General features: G+C 59.8%; 9 protein-coding genes. 5 read left to right on the top strand and 4 right to left on the bottom strand.

The window, feature by feature from the left end:
* The first annotated feature begins 6 nt into the window (after positions 1 to 6).
* The 3 genes from I2I05_RS13785 to uvrB all read left to right on the top strand — a co-directional run bounded on the left by I2I05_RS13785 (position 7) and on the right by uvrB (position 4,696).
* Complete coding sequence (locus I2I05_RS13785; protein WP_196282852.1) at positions 7 to 657, top strand: RNA polymerase sigma factor; 651 nt, start codon at positions 7 to 9, stop codon at positions 655 to 657.
* Positions 647 to 2,434 carry a hypothetical protein gene (locus I2I05_RS13790; RefSeq protein WP_196282853.1) on the top strand — a complete coding sequence of 596 codons (1,788 nt, stop codon included), beginning with the start codon at positions 647 to 649 and terminating at the stop codon, positions 2,432 to 2,434. The genes I2I05_RS13785 and I2I05_RS13790 overlap by 11 nt, the downstream gene beginning before the upstream one ends.
* Before the next feature lie 219 nt (positions 2,435 to 2,653).
* Positions 2,654 to 4,696: an excinuclease ABC subunit UvrB gene (gene uvrB / locus I2I05_RS13795; RefSeq protein WP_196282854.1), complete on the top strand. Its 2,043-nt coding sequence runs from the start codon at positions 2,654 to 2,656 to the stop codon at positions 4,694 to 4,696.
* A 92-nt stretch (positions 4,697 to 4,788) separates the two neighbouring features.
* Here the strand turns inward: uvrB and I2I05_RS13800 are convergent, their stop codons facing one another.
* Entirely contained in the window at positions 4,789 to 5,340 is a 552-nt protein-coding gene (locus I2I05_RS13800) for a hypothetical protein (RefSeq protein ID WP_196282855.1), read from the bottom strand.
* A 325-nt stretch (positions 5,341 to 5,665) separates the two neighbouring features.
* Between I2I05_RS13800 and I2I05_RS13805 the strand changes: the two genes are divergently transcribed.
* Positions 5,666 to 6,376 carry a head GIN domain-containing protein gene (locus tag I2I05_RS13805; protein ID WP_196282856.1) on the top strand — a complete coding sequence of 237 codons (711 nt, stop codon included), beginning with the start codon at positions 5,666 to 5,668 and terminating at the stop codon, positions 6,374 to 6,376.
* A gap of 5 nt (positions 6,377 to 6,381) precedes the next feature.
* Here the strand turns inward: I2I05_RS13805 and I2I05_RS13810 are convergent, their stop codons facing one another.
* Together I2I05_RS13810 and I2I05_RS13815 are read right to left on the bottom strand one after the other, a co-directional pair.
* Complete coding sequence (locus I2I05_RS13810; protein WP_230688347.1) at positions 6,382 to 7,623, bottom strand: metal-dependent hydrolase family protein; 1,242 nt, start codon at positions 7,621 to 7,623, stop codon at positions 6,382 to 6,384.
* 375 nt (positions 7,624 to 7,998) lie between these two features.
* Entirely contained in the window at positions 7,999 to 14,160 is a 6,162-nt protein-coding gene (locus tag I2I05_RS13815) for an MBG domain-containing protein (protein WP_196282858.1), read from the bottom strand.
* A gap of 1,479 nt (positions 14,161 to 15,639) precedes the next feature.
* On the opposite strand from I2I05_RS13815, the gene I2I05_RS13820 reads away from it, so the two are divergent.
* A complete protein-coding gene (locus tag I2I05_RS13820; RefSeq protein ID WP_196282859.1) occupies positions 15,640 to 16,365 on the top strand; it encodes a LytR/AlgR family response regulator transcription factor in 726 nt (241 codons plus the stop codon).
* 29 nt (positions 16,366 to 16,394) lie between these two features.
* Here the strand turns inward: I2I05_RS13820 and I2I05_RS13825 are convergent, their stop codons facing one another.
* Positions 16,395 to 19,832: a PAS domain-containing protein gene (locus I2I05_RS13825; protein ID WP_196282860.1), complete on the bottom strand. Its 3,438-nt coding sequence runs from the start codon at positions 19,830 to 19,832 to the stop codon at positions 16,395 to 16,397.
* Positions 19,833 to 19,995 lie beyond the last annotated feature (163 nt).

Genomic DNA, 19,995 nt, shown 5'->3' on the forward strand with positions numbered 1-19,995 from the left:
GTCGGCATGAGCGCCGCAACGTGGTTTGCGTTCGGGGCCGACGACGTGCTGCCCGACGCCGCGCCCGTTGCCCCGCGCCTGACGGCCAGCCGCGCCGCCACCGCCGGCCCGCCCACCGAAGCCGAGCTGATTGACGGCTGCCTGCGCGGCCGCCAGCTGGCGCAAAAACTGCTCTACGACAAGTACGCCGGCAAAATGATGGCCGTGTGCCTGCGCTACGCCCAAACCACGTTCGAAGCCGAAGACGTGCTGCAGGAAGGCTTTCTGACGGTGTTCCGCACCCTGGCCAGCTTCCGGCGCGAATGCCCGCTGGAGTTTTGGATTCGCCGCATCATGATTAACGCCGCCCTGCGCCAGCACCGCCGCAACGCCTCGCTGGTAGCGGTGAGCGACGGCGAGTATCCGCAAACCTTGGCCAGCGAAGAATTTACCCTCAGCAATTATAACTTCCAGGAGCTGTTGCAAATGGTGCAAGAACTGGCGCCGCGCTACCGCATGGTCTTCAACCTCTACGCCATTGAAGGCTACAACCACAAAGAAATCGGAGAACTATTGGGCATTACCGAGGGCACGAGCAAGTCGCAATACTCCCGGGCCCGGGTAATCTTACAAACTAAACTGGAGCGCCTGAGTGCTCCAACCCGCCATGTCAACTAATCCTATCGAAGATAATTCTACGCCAAAACCCACCGGCAGCCTAGAGGACCTATTTCGTCATCATTTGGGCGAGGAGGCCGCCGTGCCCCCGCGTCCCATGCTCTGGGACCAGATTGATAATTCGCTGCTCATTCGCCAAAACGAAACCTACCGCCGCCGGCTGTTAGCCACCCGCTGGGTAGCGGCGGCTAGCCTGCTGCTGGCCACGCTGGCCGGCACCGGCTGGTGGGCCAACCGCACGGCCGACATGGCCGGAACAGAAGTAGCCACAGCTACGCGCACGACGGGGACCAATTCGGGCAACAACACTTCCACCACCTCGGGTGCAGCCGCCAGTGGCAGCGGCCAGGCGGGCAACAATGCTGCTACCGAATCGGTAGCGGCAACGAGTCCTGCGACCTCATCGGCCAATTTCTCGGCCAGCGGGAGCCTGACCAACAACGGAAAGGCTACCAGCGCCGCAGCCCGCGACGCGTATGCGGCTTCTCAAGCCGCCGTTGCTGCCAATTCGGCCGGCCGCACCACCGGCTTTGGGCCTTCATCCGCGCGCCCGGGTTTGGAAAATGGCTCCTCTGCAGCGGGGCGCACTGCAAGCAGCACCAGCGCTATTGAGCGTAGCGCCAGCAACTCCGCAATTGCGGTGGAGACGCCCAGCGTTATTCCTGGTGCTCTTTACAACTCGGCCAGCCGCACCACCGAGCCAGCAGTGGCGGTGCGCACTACACAGGCGGACGCTACTGACAACACCGCGCTTGGCAGCCCGGACAAGAATAATACGCCGGCTTTCCCATTGTCTGAAGCCACTGTTGCGGCTTCGACAACCGGCAGTGCTTTGACAGGCGGGTCGCTGACTAGCGGCGCGGTTGGCCAAAGCGGCACTTCATCGGCCTTAGCCGCTATCTCGCAGGCCTCGTCCGTGGCCGTTCCGGAGCCGGTAAGCTTACTCGCCGCCCGGCCGGCCGCGCTGAGTTTGACCAATCCGGCCACGCTTCCCGATGGGTTGGCAGCCCTGGCCATGCCAGCCGAGGCGGAATCCGCCGTGGCTTCGGCCGCCAGCAAATGGCGGTTTGGCGGTGCCTACACGGCGGGCGCATTCAATCCCAACATCAACTTCTCACGCGCGGGCATTGAGGCCGAACACGGGTATAACCCGGCCCTCGGCGCCAATTCACCGGCTCTGACCGAAGCCGCGGCGGCCCAATACCGCGAAAATCTGCGGCCCGGCCTCAGCCAGCGCTTGGCGTTGGTAGCCAAGCGCCACCTCACGGGCAACTGGTCGTTGAGCACCGGCCTGAGCTTGACCCAAGCCACGGCCAAATCGGCATCGACCTCGGCTTTCGTAGGCGAGCAGCTCATCGACCTCGGACCATTCACCAACGGAAAATCTCGGACCACCGACTTCCGGTATCACATGGCCGGCATCCCAGTAGAAGTAACGTATAACAACCCACTGAAGCGCGGCTGGAGCCTGTACGGCCGCCTGGGCGGCGCGGTGAGTGCCTTGTTGGGCGTGCGCAGCGAAGTAGAAGGCGCCCCGGAGGCCACCAAAACTTACTCCATTATGTCGGCCGCTGGGCCCTACCGCCGGGCGCTGGCCAGCGTGCGCGGAGGCGCCGGAGCGCAGTTTCGTCCCGGCACCGGTCAGTGGGCCTTTACCCTCGGCCCGGTGGCCGAAATGAACGTAGTGACCCTGAATGCCCATCCGGCTCAAAGCTACCTGCGCCAAAACCGCGCCTACAGCTTCGGTCTGGAAGCCGGCGTAGAGTTTGGCCGGTAGGAGCGTCTTGAAAAAGACCATCATGCAGAGCGTAGCGAAGCATCTCGCGGGCTGCCACTAATTAGCGGTGGCCCGCGAGATGCTTCGCTGCGCTCTGCATGACGTTTCGTGTTGATTTCCGAATAACCTCCCCCAAGCTCTATTTCAAATCCGACGAAACCCAAAATACCGGTTTGGGGTTAAGTTAGGCTGACCTTTTCGGCCTACCTTTCCCGTTGCATGGAGTACCAACTGACCTCAGAATTTAAGCCGACCGGCGACCAGCCCACGGCCATTGCCAAGCTCGTAGAAGGCGTGAATAACGGGGAGCATGCCCAGGTGCTGCTTGGGGCTACCGGCACCGGCAAAACCTTCACCATGGCCAACGTCATTGCCCAAACCGGCAAGCCGGCCCTAGTGCTGTGCCACAACAAAACCCTGGCCGCGCAGCTCTACGGCGAATTCAAGGCGTTTTTCCCCAACAACGCTGTCGAGTACTACATCAGTTACTACGACTACTACCAGCCGGAGGCCTACATCGCCAGCACCGACGTCTTCATCGAAAAAGACCTGGCCATCAACCAGGAAATCGAGAAACTGCGGCTGCACACCACTTCCACGCTGCTCAGCGGGCGGCGCGACATCATCGTCATTGCCTCGGTGTCGTGCATCTACGGCATCGGCAACCCCGAGGAATTCGCCAAAAACGTCATTTTCCTGAAGCCGGGCATGCGCTACACGCGCAATAACCTGCTGTACCAGTTCGTGCAGATTCTGTACTCGCGCACCGAGGTAGAGTTTACGCGCGGCACTTTCCGAGTGAAGGGCGACACCGTGGACGTGTTTCCGGCTTATGCCGACCACGCGTTCCGCATCTACTTTTTTGGCGATGAAATCGAGTCCGTCCACAAGATTGACCCGGTAAGTGGCAAGAAGCTGAGCGACGAAGCCAACGGCGTGGCCCTGTACCCGGCCAACCTGTTCGTGACCGGCAAGGACACTCTGAATTCGGCCATCAAGCAGATTCAGGACGACATGGTGCTGCAGCACGCCTACTTCGAAAAGGAAGGCCGTGACTCCGAAGCCAAGCGCATCATGGAGCGCACTGAGTTCGATTTGGAGATGATTCGGGAACTGGGCTACTGTTCGGGCATCGAGAACTATTCGCGCTATTTTGATGGGCGCACGCCCGGCTCCCGCCCGTTCTGCCTGCTCGACTACTTCCCCGACGATTACCTGCTGGTGGTGGACGAAAGCCACGCCACCATGCCCCAAATCCGGGCCATGTGGGGCGGCGACCGCAGCCGCAAAACGGCGCTGATTGAATATGGTTTCCGCCTGCCCTCAGCCCTGGACAACCGGCCGCTGACGTTCAACGAGTTCGAAAGCATGTACCGGCAGGCCGTGTATGTGTCGGCTACTCCTTCGGACTATGAGTTGACCCAGGCCGGCGGCGTGGTGGTGGAGCAAATCATTCGCCCCACCGGCCTGCTCGACCCCGAAATTGACCTACGACCCAGCATCAACCAGATTGACGACCTTCTGGACGAGGTGGACAACCGCGTGAAAATGGGCGACCGGGTGCTGGTGACGACCCTCACCAAGCGCATGGCCGAGGAGTTGAGCAAGTACATGGACCGCCTCGGCATCAAGGTGGAATACGTGCACTCCGACGTGAAAACGCTGGACCGCGTGGAAATCCTGCGCAAGCTGCGCCTGGGCGAAATCGACGTGCTAATTGGCGTGAACCTGCTGCGCGAAGGCTTGGACTTGCCCGAGGTTAGCTTAGTAGCTATTCTGGATGCTGACAAGGAAGGCTTCCTGCGCGACCAGCGCAGCCTGATTCAGACCATGGGCCGCGCCGCCCGAAACGACCGCGGCAAAGTGATTATGTACGCCGACCGCATGACCGGCTCCATGCAGCGCGCCATCGACGAGACGAACCGCCGCCGCGCTACCCAGGCCGCTTACAACGAGGAACACGGCATCACGCCGCGCACGGTGCGCAAGAGCCACGCCGAAATTCTGGGCCAGACGTCGCTTTCCGACTACCGCGTGCTCGACAACCAAGCCTACGCCGGCCCCGATTCCGATGGCGCCGCCCTCGCGCTGGCTGCCGAGCCCGTGGTGGCCATGATGAACCGCACGGAGCTCGAAAAGCTTATCAAAACCACTGAAAAGCAGATGGAAGCCGCCGCCAAGGAGCTCGACTTCCTGCAAGCCGCCAAGCTGCGCGACGAGTTGGCTGCGCTCAAAAACATGCTCAAGGGCAAGCGGGACTAGCCACACAAGGCAAAGGCCCCACCCGCAAACGGCCTCGATAAGTCGTTTGCGGGTGGGGCCTTTGCTTTGTTTACTGCTTCCAAAAAGCCGCCCTATTGGTAGTCCGACTTGCTGAGCTTGCCTAACACGTAACCGGGCAAGGCGTGGGTTTTGTCGTATTCAAGCAGCATTTTATACAGCTCGCCGTTGTTGAAGCGTGAGAATTTGCCGATGGCAAGCGCGGCCGGCAGCCCTGCAAACACGATGTACCCCAGCGGAGAGATAGAGAACGTAGTCGTTACACCTGTGGAGGCATCGGTTTTGGTGCCGGTTTGCGAAGACAAGTAGCCAAGAACCGCTGCTCCACCTACCAGCCACACGGCTCCCCCCGTCTGCTTGCGCCCAAACATATGCACGGCCGCCCGGGCTTCTTTGTCGGTGGTGTAACGCTGGTTTAAGTAGTCTTTGTAGGTTTTGTAGTTGCCTTTTTTGGCGAGTTCGGGCGAAAGTAATGGCTCCGCGATGGCGGCGGGCGTTGCTGCCAGGGTGCTGGTGGGAGCCACCGGCGTGGTAGATTCTGTGGCCGGAACCGTTTGGGCCTGGGCCGACACAACGGCCGTTTTCAACAGGGCGGCAACCAGAAGACTGCGTAGAGGAAGCTTCATCAATGAAAAAGCATTATTTAGAGAAAGTAGAATACCAGCAAAGATACCCAGCAATAATGGCCTGTTGGCCGCAAAAAGCATCTTTCCTTTGATAACCTGAGCCATAACGGTGCGCAATGGTGTAAAAAACACAGCTTATTAGCTGGCCTGAAACAGCGGTATCCGGGCTCAACTGCTGCCTTGAGCGCAGGCAATTGGTGATATTTTACTGTATTTTGGTATACTTTCAACAGCCAATACCTGAAGCTGCTTCGTGCCGATTGCCAGGCAACCCCGCGAGCCGTTCCAGCATCTATCGGCCTACATCTTTTATTCTGCTTAACTCATGAAAAATCCGTTCTTCTCCTCTCTCTTAGTCGTTTCCTGCATTGCCTTGGCTTCGTGCAACGCGCAGGCACAAGAAAAAAAGTCGCGCCAAGTGGGCAATTTCGAGGCAGTCAGCTCCAGCGGCGGCATCGATGTTGTGCTGACCCAGAGCCCCACTACCTCGGTGACGGTAGAAGCCTCGTCTGAAGCCCAGGAACACTTGGTTACTGAAGTGAACAACGGCACCCTGAACATTGGCTGGGAGCGCAACTACTCCTGGCGAAACCTGCTGAGCAACAGAGGAAAAGTCGTTGTCTACGTCACTTGCCCCCGGCTCAATGGCCTGTCCATGAGCGGCGGGGCGGATGCAAAAAGCGAATCCACTTTTACCGCCGATGATTTTCGGGTTGATGCCAGCGGCGGCAGCGACATTAAGCTGAAACTAACCGCCAAAACCCTTTCCGTGCAGGCATCCGGCGGCAGCGACGTAAGCCTGGCCGGCCGCGTAGAGCGCCAGAAAGTGAATGTGAGCGGCGGCTCCGACTACGACGGGTTTGCCCTGCAAAGCAACACGGCCACCGTGAGCGCCAGCGGCGGTTCGGATGTCAACGTATCGGTCGAGGATGAAATTTCCTCCAATGCTTCCGGCGGCAGCGACATTCGGTACAAAGGCGACGCCCGGGTAGCCAAATCCAGCAGCGGCGGTAGCAGCGTGCGCCGCGTGCAATAGCCGCCTTACGGCTGCCGGTAGAGCACGCCGCCCTTCATCACCAGCTGCACGTTGCGCACGGCGCGCACGTCCTGCGTCGGGTCGCCGGCCACGGCTACCAAGTCGGCCAGCAGGCCCGGGCGAATGCTGCCCCGGTCGGCGAGGTGGAAAATCCGGGCGTTGCCGCTGGTGGCCTGCCGCAGCACTTGCAGCGGCGTAAGGCCGTAGTCCAGCACCAGCTGCTCCATTTCGCGGGCATTGTCGCCGTGGGCAAATACGCCCACATCGCCGCCCATGGCCAGGGCCACGCCGGCTTTTAGGGCCGCTTGCATGCTCAGGTGTTTTTGCTGAATGCGGGGCGGCTGGGGTTCCTTCCCCTTTTTCCAGCCCTTGTACTGCGAAGTGGCATCGCCGGCGGCCACGGTGGGGCACAGCGCCACGCCGCGCTGCTTCATCAGCCGGAATATTTCGGGCGTGCCTTCGTCGCCGTGCTCAATGGTTTCGACCCCGGCCAGGGTGGCGCGGCGCATGCCCTCGGGCGTGGAGGCGTGGGCCACCACGCCCCGCCCCGCCGAGCGGGCCGTCTGCACGATGAGGGTCAGCTCGTCCTGCGAAAAGGTGGGTTGGGCCGTGCCGTTGGGTCCCCAGCGGTAGTCGGCGTACACTTTGATGAGGTCGGCGCCCTTGCCGATTTGCTCCCGCACGGCGCGCACAATGCCGCCCACGCCGTCGGCTTCCTGGGCGCCCTGGGGCACGTCGAGGTCGGTGGCCAGTTTGGGGCCGTAGCTGCCCGTGGCCACCAGCGCCCGCGTGGCCACCAGCAGTCGGGGCCCGGGAATGATGCCCTTGTCGATGGCCTGCTTCAGCCCCACGTCGGCGTAGCCGGCACCCTCACTGCCCAAGTCGCGGGCCGTGGTGAAACCGGCCAGCAGCGTGCGCTGGGCGTGCACGGTAGCCCGCGCCACGCGCAGCGCCTGGGATTCGAGCAGCACCTGGTCGTTCCACGAAGTTTCGTTGTATGGGTGCAGCAGCAGGTGCGAGTGGCCTTCAATCAGCCCGGGCAGCAGCGTGAGGCCGGGCAGGTCGAGCGGGCGGCCGCCGGGAGGCAATGCCACTTCGGCCACCGGCCCCACCGCCGTAATTTTATCGTTTTCCACCAGCACCACCCAGCCCGGGTGCAGGTTCTGCCCGTCGAATACGGCGGCGGGCCGCAGCAGCGTAGCGCTGACGGTTGGAACTGGCCCTATGGACTGCGCATGCCCTTCCAGTACACTTGCAGCCACTATTGCTAACCACAACAAGGCGCGACCGGCCGGAACCGACCACCAACCCCTGAGCCTTTCAGCGGGCCACCGCAAGCAATTCTTTTGCATAAAAAAACAAGGCGCCCCTCCCCGAGTGCAGGAGTCGCCCGGCGAAGCTACTTGGCTAAGCGCACATGCCGCTCGCACAGCACGTTCGGCCAACTGGACTTGCGGGGGGCTGGCGAGGCTAACAGTACCCGGCTGGTGCGTAGGCTGCCCGTCGAATACTCGTTTCATCTCCCAAACCCTCGCAAACGTTGGTCGTCAATCGACCTCATGAAAAAGGCAGCCAGGGGATACCTGGCTGCCTTTTTTAACATTGCAATACAACGTGTTCTGCTACCGCATGATGGTGAGGCGCTTGTTCTCGACTTTGCCGTTGGTAATCATGCGGCAGAAATACACGCCATCCGCTAGGTTTTCTCTCGAAAGTGGCAAGTGGTAGTCTCGGCCACCTTCAACCTCGGCGTTGTATAGAGTGGCTACCAGCGCTCCAACCTGGTTGTAGAGGTAGAGTTGCGCCTTGCCGCCCTGCTGCGTGCGGAAGTGGATGGTGGCCTGCTCCGCTATGGGGTTTGGGTATACTTCGAGCAAGTTGCTCTCTGCCGATTTTGGGGCAATGGTGGCATCTGCATCCGTAACGACGAGGTTAGCCGTGGAGCCTTTGGTTGGGGCGTGGATGACAATGGAGCCTCCTCCGATAGCCGTGGAAGCGGGTGCGTTCTCATCGGCTCCGGCCTGGTTGTCATACACCACGGTCCCGCTGGCTGCTTCCCAAATTTTCATGCGAAACCTATCCGGCCCAGTGCCCTTGTTATACTGCCCATCGATGGCCGCTACCATAAACCCATAACTGCCCGTGCCGTTGATGGTACCGACACCTTTATAACTGGCGCGGTCTCCTGAAATCACCAGGCGCATGTCCGTCAGCGAGGTGCTCTTAAAGTTCAAGCTACCAGCTTGAAACTGAAATTCCGTATCCCCGTCGACTTGGACCGTGGAGCCTTTTTTGTACTTGGCGACGAAACCGAAGTTGGCCTTTCCGCCCACTTGCATATACTGCGTTGTTAGTACAACAGGCGAGGTAATCCAGCCGCCGCCGGTGACAAAGCCGCCGTTGGGGTCGTATACCACCACGTACTCATAAGGTAGCGTGGCGGTAGCCCCGCAAGCATCCGTCACTGTTAAAGACACTTTGTAGACCCCTGGGAGAGCATAAGTGTGAGTTCCAAGTAAAGTGGTGCTGGTATTCGAAACAAGGTCTGTTTTGCCGTCGTCCCAGTTCCACACAGCAGAAGCTAGGTTGGTGTCCGTCAGGGTAGCGGTTAAGGTGGCCTTGGGGGCAGCAATGCTCAAGGGGGTCAGGTCACCCTTAATGCTATTTATCACCGGTACTGCGTTGATGACAAGGTTGCCAGTGGCTGAGCCTATGAAGTTGGGGTTGTTTAAGGTGGCTGTTACGACGTAAGTGCCGGCTTCCGTCACGCCCGTAGTTGATAATAAGGCCCCGCCTTTCGAGTAAGTGTAAGCAAAAGTGCTCACGCCGGTGGCGTTTGTAGTGGCCGTAACAGCTTTATTTACGCCATTCTCTGTCTGGCATAACAAGCCATTCAGCGACACCGCAGCAGTGGCCTTGCCGATGACAAAGTTAGCCCCCACATAGCTCAGGGTGTAGTTGCTTCCTGCTGTCACCGCGCCCGTGGTTCGTGAGTTCGTGATGGCATATGTGCCGGCATCCTCGCCAGTTGCCCGTACTAATGACCCAATGAACGTTTCCCCATCCACCAAGCTACCAGTTGTCACCTTATAGGTAAGGGCCGGGTCAGCATCGCCATAGGTCTTGCTCTGGGCGTCGGCCGTGATGGTCAATTCTCTGGCCGTAATGGCAGCAGTGGTCGTCGCGCTGGTGTTGGCAGAGTAGTTGCCCGCATCGGCGTTAGTGGCTGCCGCAGAGTTGCTGATGGCCACGTCGGCCGTCACGGGTTTACCCGTGCCTACGTTCTTGTTTTGGAACAAGCCGTTGCTGGCGCTCACTTCCACCTGGTCTCCGCTCACCAATCCGCTAGTGGTAGTACCGGGTGCAATCAAGGCCGTCACCGTGGCGGTGGAGTTGCCGTCGTACACTTTGTTGTCAGCCGAGATGGTAATCTCCAATGCCTTGGCCGTGATGTTGGCCGTGGTCGTCGCCACGCCCGTCAAGCTGTAGTTCCCCGCCTGGGCACCGCCCAGCGAAGCACCGGTCAGCGTGACCGTTTTGCCGTCGGCGACATTCTTGTCGCTAAAGGTGGCCGTGCCACCTTCGAGGGTCACGGCATCGCCCGTCAGCGGCGTCACCGTGCGGGTGAGCACCTCGGCGGCGCGATTGCCGTCGTACACTTTGCTGGCGGCGGCGAAGCTGCCGGCAATGTCCCTGGCCGTGATGTTGGCCGTCGTGGTTTCCACGGACAATAAATCATAGTTAGGAGCGTCGTCGCCGGCCAGGGTGAAGCCGGTCAGCGTGACCGTTTTGCCCGTGCCCACATTCTTGGTGTCGTAGCTGGCCGTGCCACCGTCTAGGCTCACGGCATCGTTGGCAAGCGCGCCGGTCAACGAGCGGCCGGATACCGCTGCATCTGTGGTGCCGTCATATACCCTCGTTGGGGCCACAGCAAAGCTCCCCGTGATGCCCAGCCGCGAAATGGTAGCCTCGTCGGTGGCCGTCGCGTTGGCCGCCAGCGAGTAGTTGCTGGCCGCGTTGCCCCCCAAGCTCAGGTTGCTGGCTGTTACCGTGCGGGGGCCGGCGTTCGCGTTGTTGAAGCTTTGGGCGCCAACCACCAGCGTCACCGCCGTTTCCCCGTTCACCATGCCCGTTACGGTCTGGCTGCTGAGCGTGGCCGTCGTGGTGCCATCGTATACTTTGTCTGCGGCCGTGATGTGTGGCGTCAACTCTACGGCCGTGATGTCGGCCGTGGTCGCATCTACCGACGTCAGCGTGTAATTGGGAGCATCGGCCCCGCTCAGGGCAAATTGCGAGCCCGTCACGGGCTTGTTAGTGCCCGCGCTGGCAGCAGTGAACGCAGCCGCACCGTCGGTCAGCGTCACGTCGTCGGCGCTAACAGTACCGCTCAGCGAGCGGCTGGTGATGCTGGCGCTGGTGGTGCCGTCGTAGGGTTTATTGCTGGCCGTGAAGCTGCCCGTGATGGCCTTGGCCGTGATATTGGCACTGGCCGAGGCCGTGGCGTTGGCCGAGTAGTTGCCAGCGTCCGCACCGGTGATGGCGATACCGCTCACGCTTACCGGCTTGTTCTGGCCCACATTCTTGTTGTCGAAGCTGGCCGTCTCATAGCTTGTGGTTAATACGTCACCGCTCACGCGGTTATCGCTCAGGCTCACAGTGGCCGTGACGTTGCCGTCGTACCCTTTGTCTACGCCGGTTGCCGCAATTACTAAGGGGCGAGCGGTGATACTCAGCTTAGCCCCCACATAGCTCAGGTCGTAGTTCGTGCTCAGCGCCACACTGCCTTGCTCGATGGCGTAGGCACCGACAGCGTTGCCGGCCACGCGGCTCAGGCTGCCGGTGAAGGAATCCGAGTAGGCCAGGCTACCCGCCGTTACCTTGTAGGTAAGGGTGGGGTCGGCTTCGCCATAAGTCTTGCTCTGAGCGTCGGCCGTGAGCGTAATCGGACGAGCAGTGATTCGCAGGTCAGCGCCCACGTAGGAGATGGTATAATTGGTGTTGGCCAGCGTCGAACCGATGGCGTAGTCGCCCACGCTCTCGCCGCTGGTGCGGGTCAGGGCGCCGGTGAAGACATCGCCACTTACCAGCGTGCCGCTGGTCACTTGGTAAGTTAAGGCCGGGTCCGTCGTGGTGCCGTAGACCTTTGTCTGGGCGTCGGCCGTGAGCGTAATCGGACGTTGGCCGATGATAAGCTTGCTGCTATTATCTGAGGCAAGGTGGTAATTATCGTTGCCCGCGAACGACGCGAACACATCGTAGGTGCCAGCATTCACCGGGGTAGTGGGAGAATTGTCCTGCTTGTACACCACCATAGCGGCACCCAAATCCGCAGCGCCTACGCCCGTCACGATGGCACTTGCCACAGCCTGTGCCGAACCGTCGTATGTGTAGGGTCCGCCCACCTCAACAACAATAACGGGCGTGGCCTTATTAACAGTAAAGGTTTGGTCCACATCGGCCGCAACAACGTAGTTAGCGTTGCCGGCCTGTGAGGCCCGCACTTTCACGGAGCCTGCGCCCGTAATGGTAAGGGTACTGCCGCTGATAATGGCCGGGCCACTCACTACGGCAAAGCTCACGCCCAAGCCCGAAGTGGCCGTGGCGCTCAGCGTGAACGGTGCATTGCCGAAGGTTTTGTCGGCCAGCGGCGCGAAGCTGATGGCGTTCGGGGCTTGGGCGATAACTAAATTACTGCTGGCCGAGCCCGTGAAGTTGTCGTTGTGCAGGGTTGCTATCACGGCGTAGGTCCCGGCATCCTTCACATCTTCAGCCTCTACTGTGTTACCGTCTTTTGAGTATTCGTAGGTAAAGGTGCTTGCGCCTGTAGCATCTGTGGAGGCAGTGGCCGCTTTAGCCACGCCGTTGTACGTGTGGCTTAAGTTGGCCAGCGTCACTGTGGCCGTGGCCTTGCTAACTTCAAAAGTCTGGTGCTCGTTTGCGGCGGCCTCGTAATTGGCACTTTCGGCTTGCGAGGCAGTCACCGTTACAAGGCCCGCACCGGTGATGGTAAGCATGCTGCCCTCGATAGTGGCCGGACCGCTCGCCACCGCAAAACTCACATCCAGGCCCGAAGTGGCACTCGCGCTCAATGCAAATGGTGCATCGCCAAAGGTCTTGGTTCCGGGGTTGTCGAAAGCAATGCTATTCGAGGCCTTGGCGATGCTCAGCGTGCCCGTGGCGTCGCTGGCTGAGTAGTTGCCATTGTTCAAGCTAGCCAGTACCTGGTAGGAACCAGCGTTGACGGGCGCCATGGCTGAGCCGTCGTATGTTACGGTCACGGTTAAGCCCTCGGGACTAGTCGTGATAGTAGCTGTCTTGGCACTGCCGTTGTAGGTGTGCGCCAAGTTGCTCAGCGTAATGGTGGCGGCAGCTTGGTCAATCGTCATGTTGCTGACGGCTTCGGCTGCGAGGTAATTCTCCGTTTCGGCATAGAAGCCTTTTACTCCGTAAGTCCCCGCCGATACAGGCTCAACCGTGCTGTATTCGGATGCCGAGGCGGCTTTGTACGTAACAACGGGATTGCCCAATGAAGCCCCCCCTACCCCGGTCACGCTGCCAGTAATGGGCTGCGCAAAACCAGAGTAGGTATAGGGAGCGTTAAAGTTCAGCGTCACCGCCGCAGGAGCTTTGCGGATAGCCAAAGACTGCGATACCGCTGTGGCCGCGTTATAATTACCATCGGCAGCGGCGGCAGCTGTAATCGTAGCACTACCCGCTCCGGTAATGTGCACCGTGTTTCCAGTTACGGTAGCATTGCCGCTGGCCGAAAAGCTCACGGGCAAGCTGGCTGACGAAGTCGCGCTTACGGTAAAATCAGCGTCACCAAAAGTCTTAGTAGCTAATGCATCAAACGTAATACTCTGGTCTGCGCGCCCAATCGTGAGGGTTCCGCTTACTGGGGTCGCTTGATAATTATCGTTGGCGAGGGTAGCTGCAACGGTGTAAGTACCCGCCTTTATTGGAGCCGTGTTGCTTGGGCCGTAAGCTGTGTTATCGTTGGCCGTTCCGGTATAAGTAAGGTTCAAGCCACTGACAGCAGGAGTAACTGTAGCGGTAGCCCCCTGACTTGTGTTGTTGTAGATATGACTAAGGTTGCTTAGAACAATAATTGCCGGAGCCTTGGCAATTATCAGTTGCTTGGTGTTGTCCGAGGCCGGCTTGTAGTTGGTGCTACCGGCAAACGAAGCGTACACGTCGTAGGTGCCGGCTTCTACCGGACTCACTTCGTTGGTGCCTTTTTTGTACACCACCGTGGCGTTGCCCAAGGATGCACCGCCTAGGCCCGTCACCGTAGCACTGCTCACGCCCTGGGCCGAACCCGTGTAAGTATAAGGGCCGCCCACCGTCACCGACACTGTGGCATCGGCTTGGTTCACATTCAGGCTCACCTCTTTGGTAGCGGCCAAGTAGTTGGTCGTTTCGGCAGCGTTAACCCTCAAGGTCTGCGTACCGGCATCGAGAACCACTCCCAAAGTGGGCGAGTATGTTAGCGCACCAGGGGCCATGGCGCTGAGTTGGGTAGCCGTTAGCGCATTGCCATAGGTGATAGCGGCCGGCGTAGCCCAAGTGATGGTCTGCGCCGCCCGGCCAATGACGAGGGAGCCCGAAGCTGAGCCAGAATAGTTGGCATTGTTTAGGGTGGCCACAACGGCGTATGTACCGGCATTGGTCGGAGCCGTGGCCGAGCCAGCGTACGTGAAGGAAACCGTACTCAGGTTGGCTGGCGTGGTGGTAGCGGTAGCCGACTTGGCTGTACCGTCGTAGGTCGGGGTCAGGTTCGCCAAGGTGAGCGTAGCCGTGGCCTTGTCGACCCTTTGCTGTACAGTTTGAACGCTATTTTCGTATCCCGGAGCACTAGAAGAACCTGTAAAGTTCGCTACTACAGTATGGGTTCCTACTGTGAGTGAGGTGGTTTTATATATTTTACCTGTATTACTTCCTGCTGAAATTTGTATTGGCGATGTTGTAATTAGGACTCCGTCAATCGTCAAATTGAGAGTTCCAAAAACAGTGTTATTCTGACCTCCTCCTCCTCTTGTCACGCCCATTGTAAACACAACCTCTTCACCATAAACGCTTGGCGTTTTGCTGGTCACCAAGGTAGTTACCGTATTTTGTGCATCTGTAAACGCCGTCTTTATGGTCGTATTGGTTGTTTGACCAATAGATGTTACTGTGAACTTCACACCTAGGTGCCGCTCCTCAATATTATAGTCAATCTGCCACGCGCCATTCTCATCGACGTTCACGTCATATACGTGGTAATCTGGATAGTCAGGCTCCTCTTTAAATTCAACGTGCACAACCGCATCTGACGTCCAGCCAGTACCGGTGATGTGCGCAATTTCCCCAGGGGCATAGTCATCTTTATCGGAGGTGACCGTCTGGGCTGAAGCACCAAGTGCGCCGAGCACACTTAGCAGCAGGAACAGCAAGAACCCGTAGGCCTTGGAGTATCTCCTGCTCTTTGTGGAGGGTATGATTTGATTCATAAAAGGGGTGGGAATTGGTTTATGACGGGCACTCACTACCTGTTAAGTTCAATTTCAGGTAGTACTAACGCTGAGAGAAAGCCGCAATGAGCCAGAAAGATGCCTCTGATTCGCACGAACAAGAACCAAATTTAATGAGTACTTTTTCAATAAAAAAAGTAACTTTATAAAAATATTATTGCTTTTTAACTAATATTTATTGTTATAATACGAATGGTGGAGCTTATTAATTACCTATATCTCGATTCTGCACTTTAAAGGCACTTTATTCAGATTCCTTATCTACCCCGGCCTGACCCGGCTCCCCTGCTCGGTTTGTGTTCTTATGTGCAGCGACACGTCGGCGGCCGGGGGCGCTTAGCATTGGCGGCGGGAAAGGTGAAATAGCACGGGGAGTACTACTGCCAAAACCGGTTTGAATCCGGCTTTGCGGGCCGCGGCTGCAGCCGGGCAATGTGCTGGAGCAGGCAACCTTATTTCCGGGCCATACGCGCTGGCAGCGCGCAATGCGGAGCCGCACTTGCCACACACGCTTGACCTGCGCGGTTGACCCCGCAAATAACCTTGTTGGTCAGCCGATTAAGGCAGTTCAACGAAGTGTGCTTTGTTACAGGTATTTGCGAAATCTAGCTTAGGGGTGAAACCCGTATGCTTCCCGAATAGGGAAGGCCGCAGTTGCCCGTCCCTGCGTCCCGTCCCCAATACCGCCGTGGGCCGCGGCCTGCGCTACGGCCGCCCGCCGAGTGACTCGGCCCACTTTTTTGCAGGCTTATGAATCCCATCACCCCACTTACCTGCCTGCTTGTCGACGACAACGAGATGAACCGGCTGACCCTGGAACACCTCATCGAGTTAACCCCGAATTTGAAGCTGGTGGCGTCCTTCGCCAATGCCGTGGACTGCCTGGCGTTTTTCCGGCAGGGCGGACAGGTCGACATTGCGTTTCTGGACATTGAAATGCCGCTGCTCTCGGGGCTGGATTTGGTGCGCATTCTGCCCACGCCCCAGCCCGATGTCATCCTCGTCACCTCGCACCGCGACTTTGCCCTCGACGCCTTCGAGTTGCGCGTGACCGACTACGTGGTTAAGCCGGTCGAACTGCCGCGCTTTCTGCAGGCGGTGGAGCGCGTCATCAAGGCCCGACAAACCCCTGAGGCGTTGCCTGAAGCCCATACTCCCGCCAACGAGCAGCACATTTTCGTGAAAGTGAACAAGAAAATGGTGCGCGTGAAGTTTGAGGAACTGCTCTACATCGAAGCGTTATCCGACTACTCGGTGCTGGTGCTCGACAAGCAGAAGCTGATTGTTTACAACACGCTCAAGAGCCTGGAAGAGCGGCTGCCCAGCTCGTCTTTCGCGCGGGTGCACCGCTCCTACATCGTCAACACCCGGCGCATCGACGTTATCGAAGACCACATGCTCGTCTTCGGCAAGCACGAAGTGCCCGTTAGCAAATCGTATCAGGAAGGGTTTTACCGCCAGCTGCGCCGCGCGTAAGCCCGCCGCCAGCGCCAATCTCCTCCGCCCTATTCTGCTGGTATTTCGGCAGGCAAAGCGGCCAGCGCGCGGCTCACCGAAGCCACCAGCTGCGTTACCAGCAAGGCCCGGTCGGCGGTGGCGTGCGCCGAGGATTGGTTGGTGCTTGGCACTTTTTCCAACACACTCACCACGTGCGACACCCCCGGCACGCCCAGCGCGGCCAGGTTGGGCTTGATGTGGTGCGTGAGCTCGGCCACCCGGCTCCACTGCCCGGCGGCGGCGGCCTCCTGCAGCTGCACCAGGCTGGTGGGCGTGTTGCTGAGAAACGAGCGAATGATTTTGGTCACAAACGCTTCCCGGCCGTGGGCCATGGCGCGCAGCTTGGTCAGGTCGTACGGCAGGGCCGTGCGGGGCAGCCCGCGCAAGGTGTCCAGCTTGTGGTAGAGGTCATGTTCGTCGAAGGGCTTGGCCAAGCAGTCGTTCATGCCGGCTGCGCGGTACCGCTCGTTGTCTTCCCGGAACGCGTTGGCGGTGAGCGCCAGAATGGGCACGTGGGCCTTCACGGGGTCAGCCAGCTGGCGCACGGCCCGGGTCACCTCCACCCCGTTGAGGCCGGGCATCTGAATGTCCATCAGCACCACGTCGTAGGTGTGGTCGGTGAGCAGCTGCAGGCCCTGTACGCCGTCCACGGCTTCTTCCAGAATCACGCCCCATTCCTCCAGCATAAAGCGGGCAACTTCGCGGTTAATTTCGTTGTCTTCGACCAGCAGCACCCGCAGGCCGGCCAGGGCACCCGTATTAAATTCTCCCACGGTATCGGGGGCCACTACGGGCGCTTCGGCTTTTGGTAAGGTGAGGGTGAAGGCAAACGTGCTGCCCTGGCCGGGGGCGCTGCGCAGGGTGAGGGTGCCGCCCAGCTGCTCCACCAGCGCCCGGCTGATGCTCAGGCCCAGGCCCGTGCCGCCAAACTGCCGCGACGTGTCGGCGTAGGCCTGGGTGAAGCCTTCGAAAATGCTGGCGTGCTTGTCCGGCGCGATGCCAATGCCCGTGTCCGTCACACTGAACTCCACGGTGAGGTGCGTGCTGGTTTCCGCCAGCTGGCGGCCCACCACCGTGATGCTGCCACGGGCCGTGAACTTGATAGCATTGGCCACCAAGTTGATAAGAATCTGGTTCAGCCGGTACGGGTCGCTCACCACCCAGGGGTAGGTACAGCTTTCGCGCAGCATGGTGCCGCCAAATTCCAGGCCTTTTTCCTGGGCTTGCAGCACCAGGGGCTGCACCGCCTGGCCCATCGAATCGCAGAGGTTGAAGCCCACCTGCTCAAATTCGAGCTTGCCCGAGGTAATTTTGGCCATGTCCAGCACATCGTTAATAACGCTGAGCAGGTGCTGGCCCGACGTGCGAATCATGCGCAGAAATTCGTGCTGCCGAGGCTCCAGCGCGGTTTTGCCCAGCTGGCTGGCCATGCCCAGAATGCCGTTTAGGGGCGTGCGGATTTCGTGGCTCATGTTGGCCAGGAAATTCTCCTTGGCCAGCGCCGCCGATTCGGCGGCTTCTTTGGCGCGTTTCATTTCCCGCTCGGCGGCGATGCGCTCGGTGATGTCGTGCGAGTGCGAAATTACGTAAGGTTCTTGGCCCGGCTCGTTCACCAAGAAGTTGCGATACAGCAGGTAGCGCTGCTCGGTGCTGCCGCGAGGGCACACGCGCTGCACGCCGGAAGCCTCATGGTTCGCCGTGATTAGGGCCAGGTAATCGGCAAAGGCGGCGCGGTCGCCGGCGGTCATCACATCCGAGACGTTGCTGCCCACAATTTCGTCAATGGGCGTGTTCAGCAGCTCACTCAGGGCGGGGTTTGCCGTGAGCACCGTGCCATCGAGCGCGTGAGCGCAGATAAAGGCCTGCGCGTAGTTCATCAGGTCGCGGTACTGTTTTTCGCTCTGCTCCAGGGTCTGCTGCGCACGGCGAAAGGCGGTGATGTCGGTGCTCACGCCCAGCACGTGCACGCGGCCGTCGGAGCGCGGCAGGGGCCGCTTCACGGTCTGGAAAATGTGCTTCGACCCGTCGAGGAGGGTGAGAGATTCTTCGGCCTGCAATTCCTGCCCGCTGCGGATAACCAGTTGGTCATTGGCAATAAATTGCGCCACTTCTGCCGCCTCCACGCTGCCGGGCGCCAGCGCCTCACCGGTCAGGTGCCGCGACGCCTCGCGGATGGCCTGCATGGCGTGGTTTTCAAACACAATTTGGTGCGCTTCGTCCCGCACGTAAATCACGCTCGGGCTGGCATCCAAAATGCTTTGGGTGAAATCCTGCTGCTCGCGCAGCTCCCGGCGCGTCATTTCCTGTGCCGTAATGTCAAGGCCGTAGCCAATAACCAACCGGATACTATCGCCGGCTTCGGGCACGGGTTGTAGGCGGCGCATCACGTAGCGGAGCTGTTCGGCATGGCCCAAGGTCTCCACCCACTCGTGGCGCTGGCGGTTGGTAAGCACCGTTTTCATGTGCTGCTGCCGCTGCTGGGCCACCACGCCCGGGAGGCCCCGGCGGGTATTATATTCCTCGTTGGTGCGCCCCAGCATCCACTGCCGCAAGGCAGCATCGGGCACGGCTGCCGGGTTCACAAACTGGTAGCGATAGTGCTGGTCCACCACGAATACCTCGGCGGGCAGCTCGTTGAGAATGGTTTCGTAGAAACGCTCCTGTTCCTGCAACTGCTGCTCGGCCTGCACGCGCATGGTGGTTTCGCCCAGATACAGGTTCACGTAGCCTTCGGCGGCAAATGGCACCACGTGCACGCTGAACCACCGCTGGCCCAAGCTGCCTTCTAGTTGAGACCCGTCGCCTTGCGTTAGGGCCTGCGCGGCCAGCGCCCGTAGCGTCTGCTGCCCCTGCACGCGCTCGGCACGGGTGAGGCTCAGGCCCAGCTTGTGGGCGGCTACGTTGGCGTAAAGCAGGCGGCCCGAAGCGGCCAAACGCACCACCGGATTGGGGTTTTGCTGCGGAATCCGAGCAATGGATTCTATCTGGGCCAGCAGCTGGTGCCGCTCCGTTACTTCGTTCCAACACAACAGACGGCGGCCCGTTTTCTCAGCTTCAGCGGCCTCGGGCATTTCGCTGCAGATTAGAACCCGGCCGTTATGCAGGGTTTGGACTTGGGCGGAGCCGCGGGGCTCGCTGGCCAGCACCCGGGGTTGCGCATGTGCCAGCAGCGTCTCCATCGGCTGGCCTAGCCAAATGGCCGGCGCATCGGGCAAGTCAAAGAGCGTGAAAAAGCGCTGATTGAGTACTTCTATGCGGCCAGTGGCGCCGACCAGGGCAATGCCCTCAGGCAGCATGTCGAGGAGCAGGCTTACCGGGTGGGCCGGGGTTTCAGCGGCCCCGGTGGCCTGCACCACGGCTTGGAACAACTCAGCGGCGCGCTGTTGGGCTTGGGCCAGGTCGGCGGGGGTGGCGGAAGACGGAAGCTGCGGCGAGGGAGTAGACATAATGGGAGGCATCTGCAATATCCGGCCAGATGCAGCTGCCATTCCCCGGCCTTCGCCCAATGATTAGTTATTCCGTCTGAATTGCGGGATTTTCCAGGTGAAACCCACATTTCAGCGGGCAAAAACCCCGATAATCCCTGCCAGCAGTATCTGGCGGCCATTC

Origin of the sequence: Hymenobacter jeongseonensis (assembly GCF_015694725.1) — a bacterium.
Classification (GTDB): domain Bacteria; phylum Bacteroidota; class Bacteroidia; order Cytophagales; family Hymenobacteraceae; genus Hymenobacter; species Hymenobacter jeongseonensis.

What these genes read in the sequence shown, in the direction of transcription:
- I2I05_RS13800 (WP_196282855.1), bottom strand. Translation starts at nt 5,340, where the DNA reads ATGAAGCTTCCTCTACGCAGTCTTCTGGTTGCCGCCCTGTTGAAAACG.
- I2I05_RS13790 (WP_196282853.1), top strand. Translation starts at nt 647, where the DNA reads ATGTCAACTAATCCTATCGAAGATAATTCTACGCCAAAACCCACCGGC.
- I2I05_RS13820 (WP_196282859.1), top strand. Translation starts at nt 15,640, where the DNA reads ATGAATCCCATCACCCCACTTACCTGCCTGCTTGTCGACGACAACGAG.
- I2I05_RS13825 (WP_196282860.1), bottom strand. Translation starts at nt 19,832, where the DNA reads ATGTCTACTCCCTCGCCGCAGCTTCCGTCTTCCGCCACCCCCGCCGAC.
- I2I05_RS13785 (WP_196282852.1), top strand. Translation starts at nt 7, where the DNA reads ATGAGCGCCGCAACGTGGTTTGCGTTCGGGGCCGACGACGTGCTGCCC.
- uvrB (WP_196282854.1), top strand. Translation starts at nt 2,654, where the DNA reads ATGGAGTACCAACTGACCTCAGAATTTAAGCCGACCGGCGACCAGCCC.
- I2I05_RS13805 (WP_196282856.1), top strand. Translation starts at nt 5,666, where the DNA reads ATGAAAAATCCGTTCTTCTCCTCTCTCTTAGTCGTTTCCTGCATTGCC.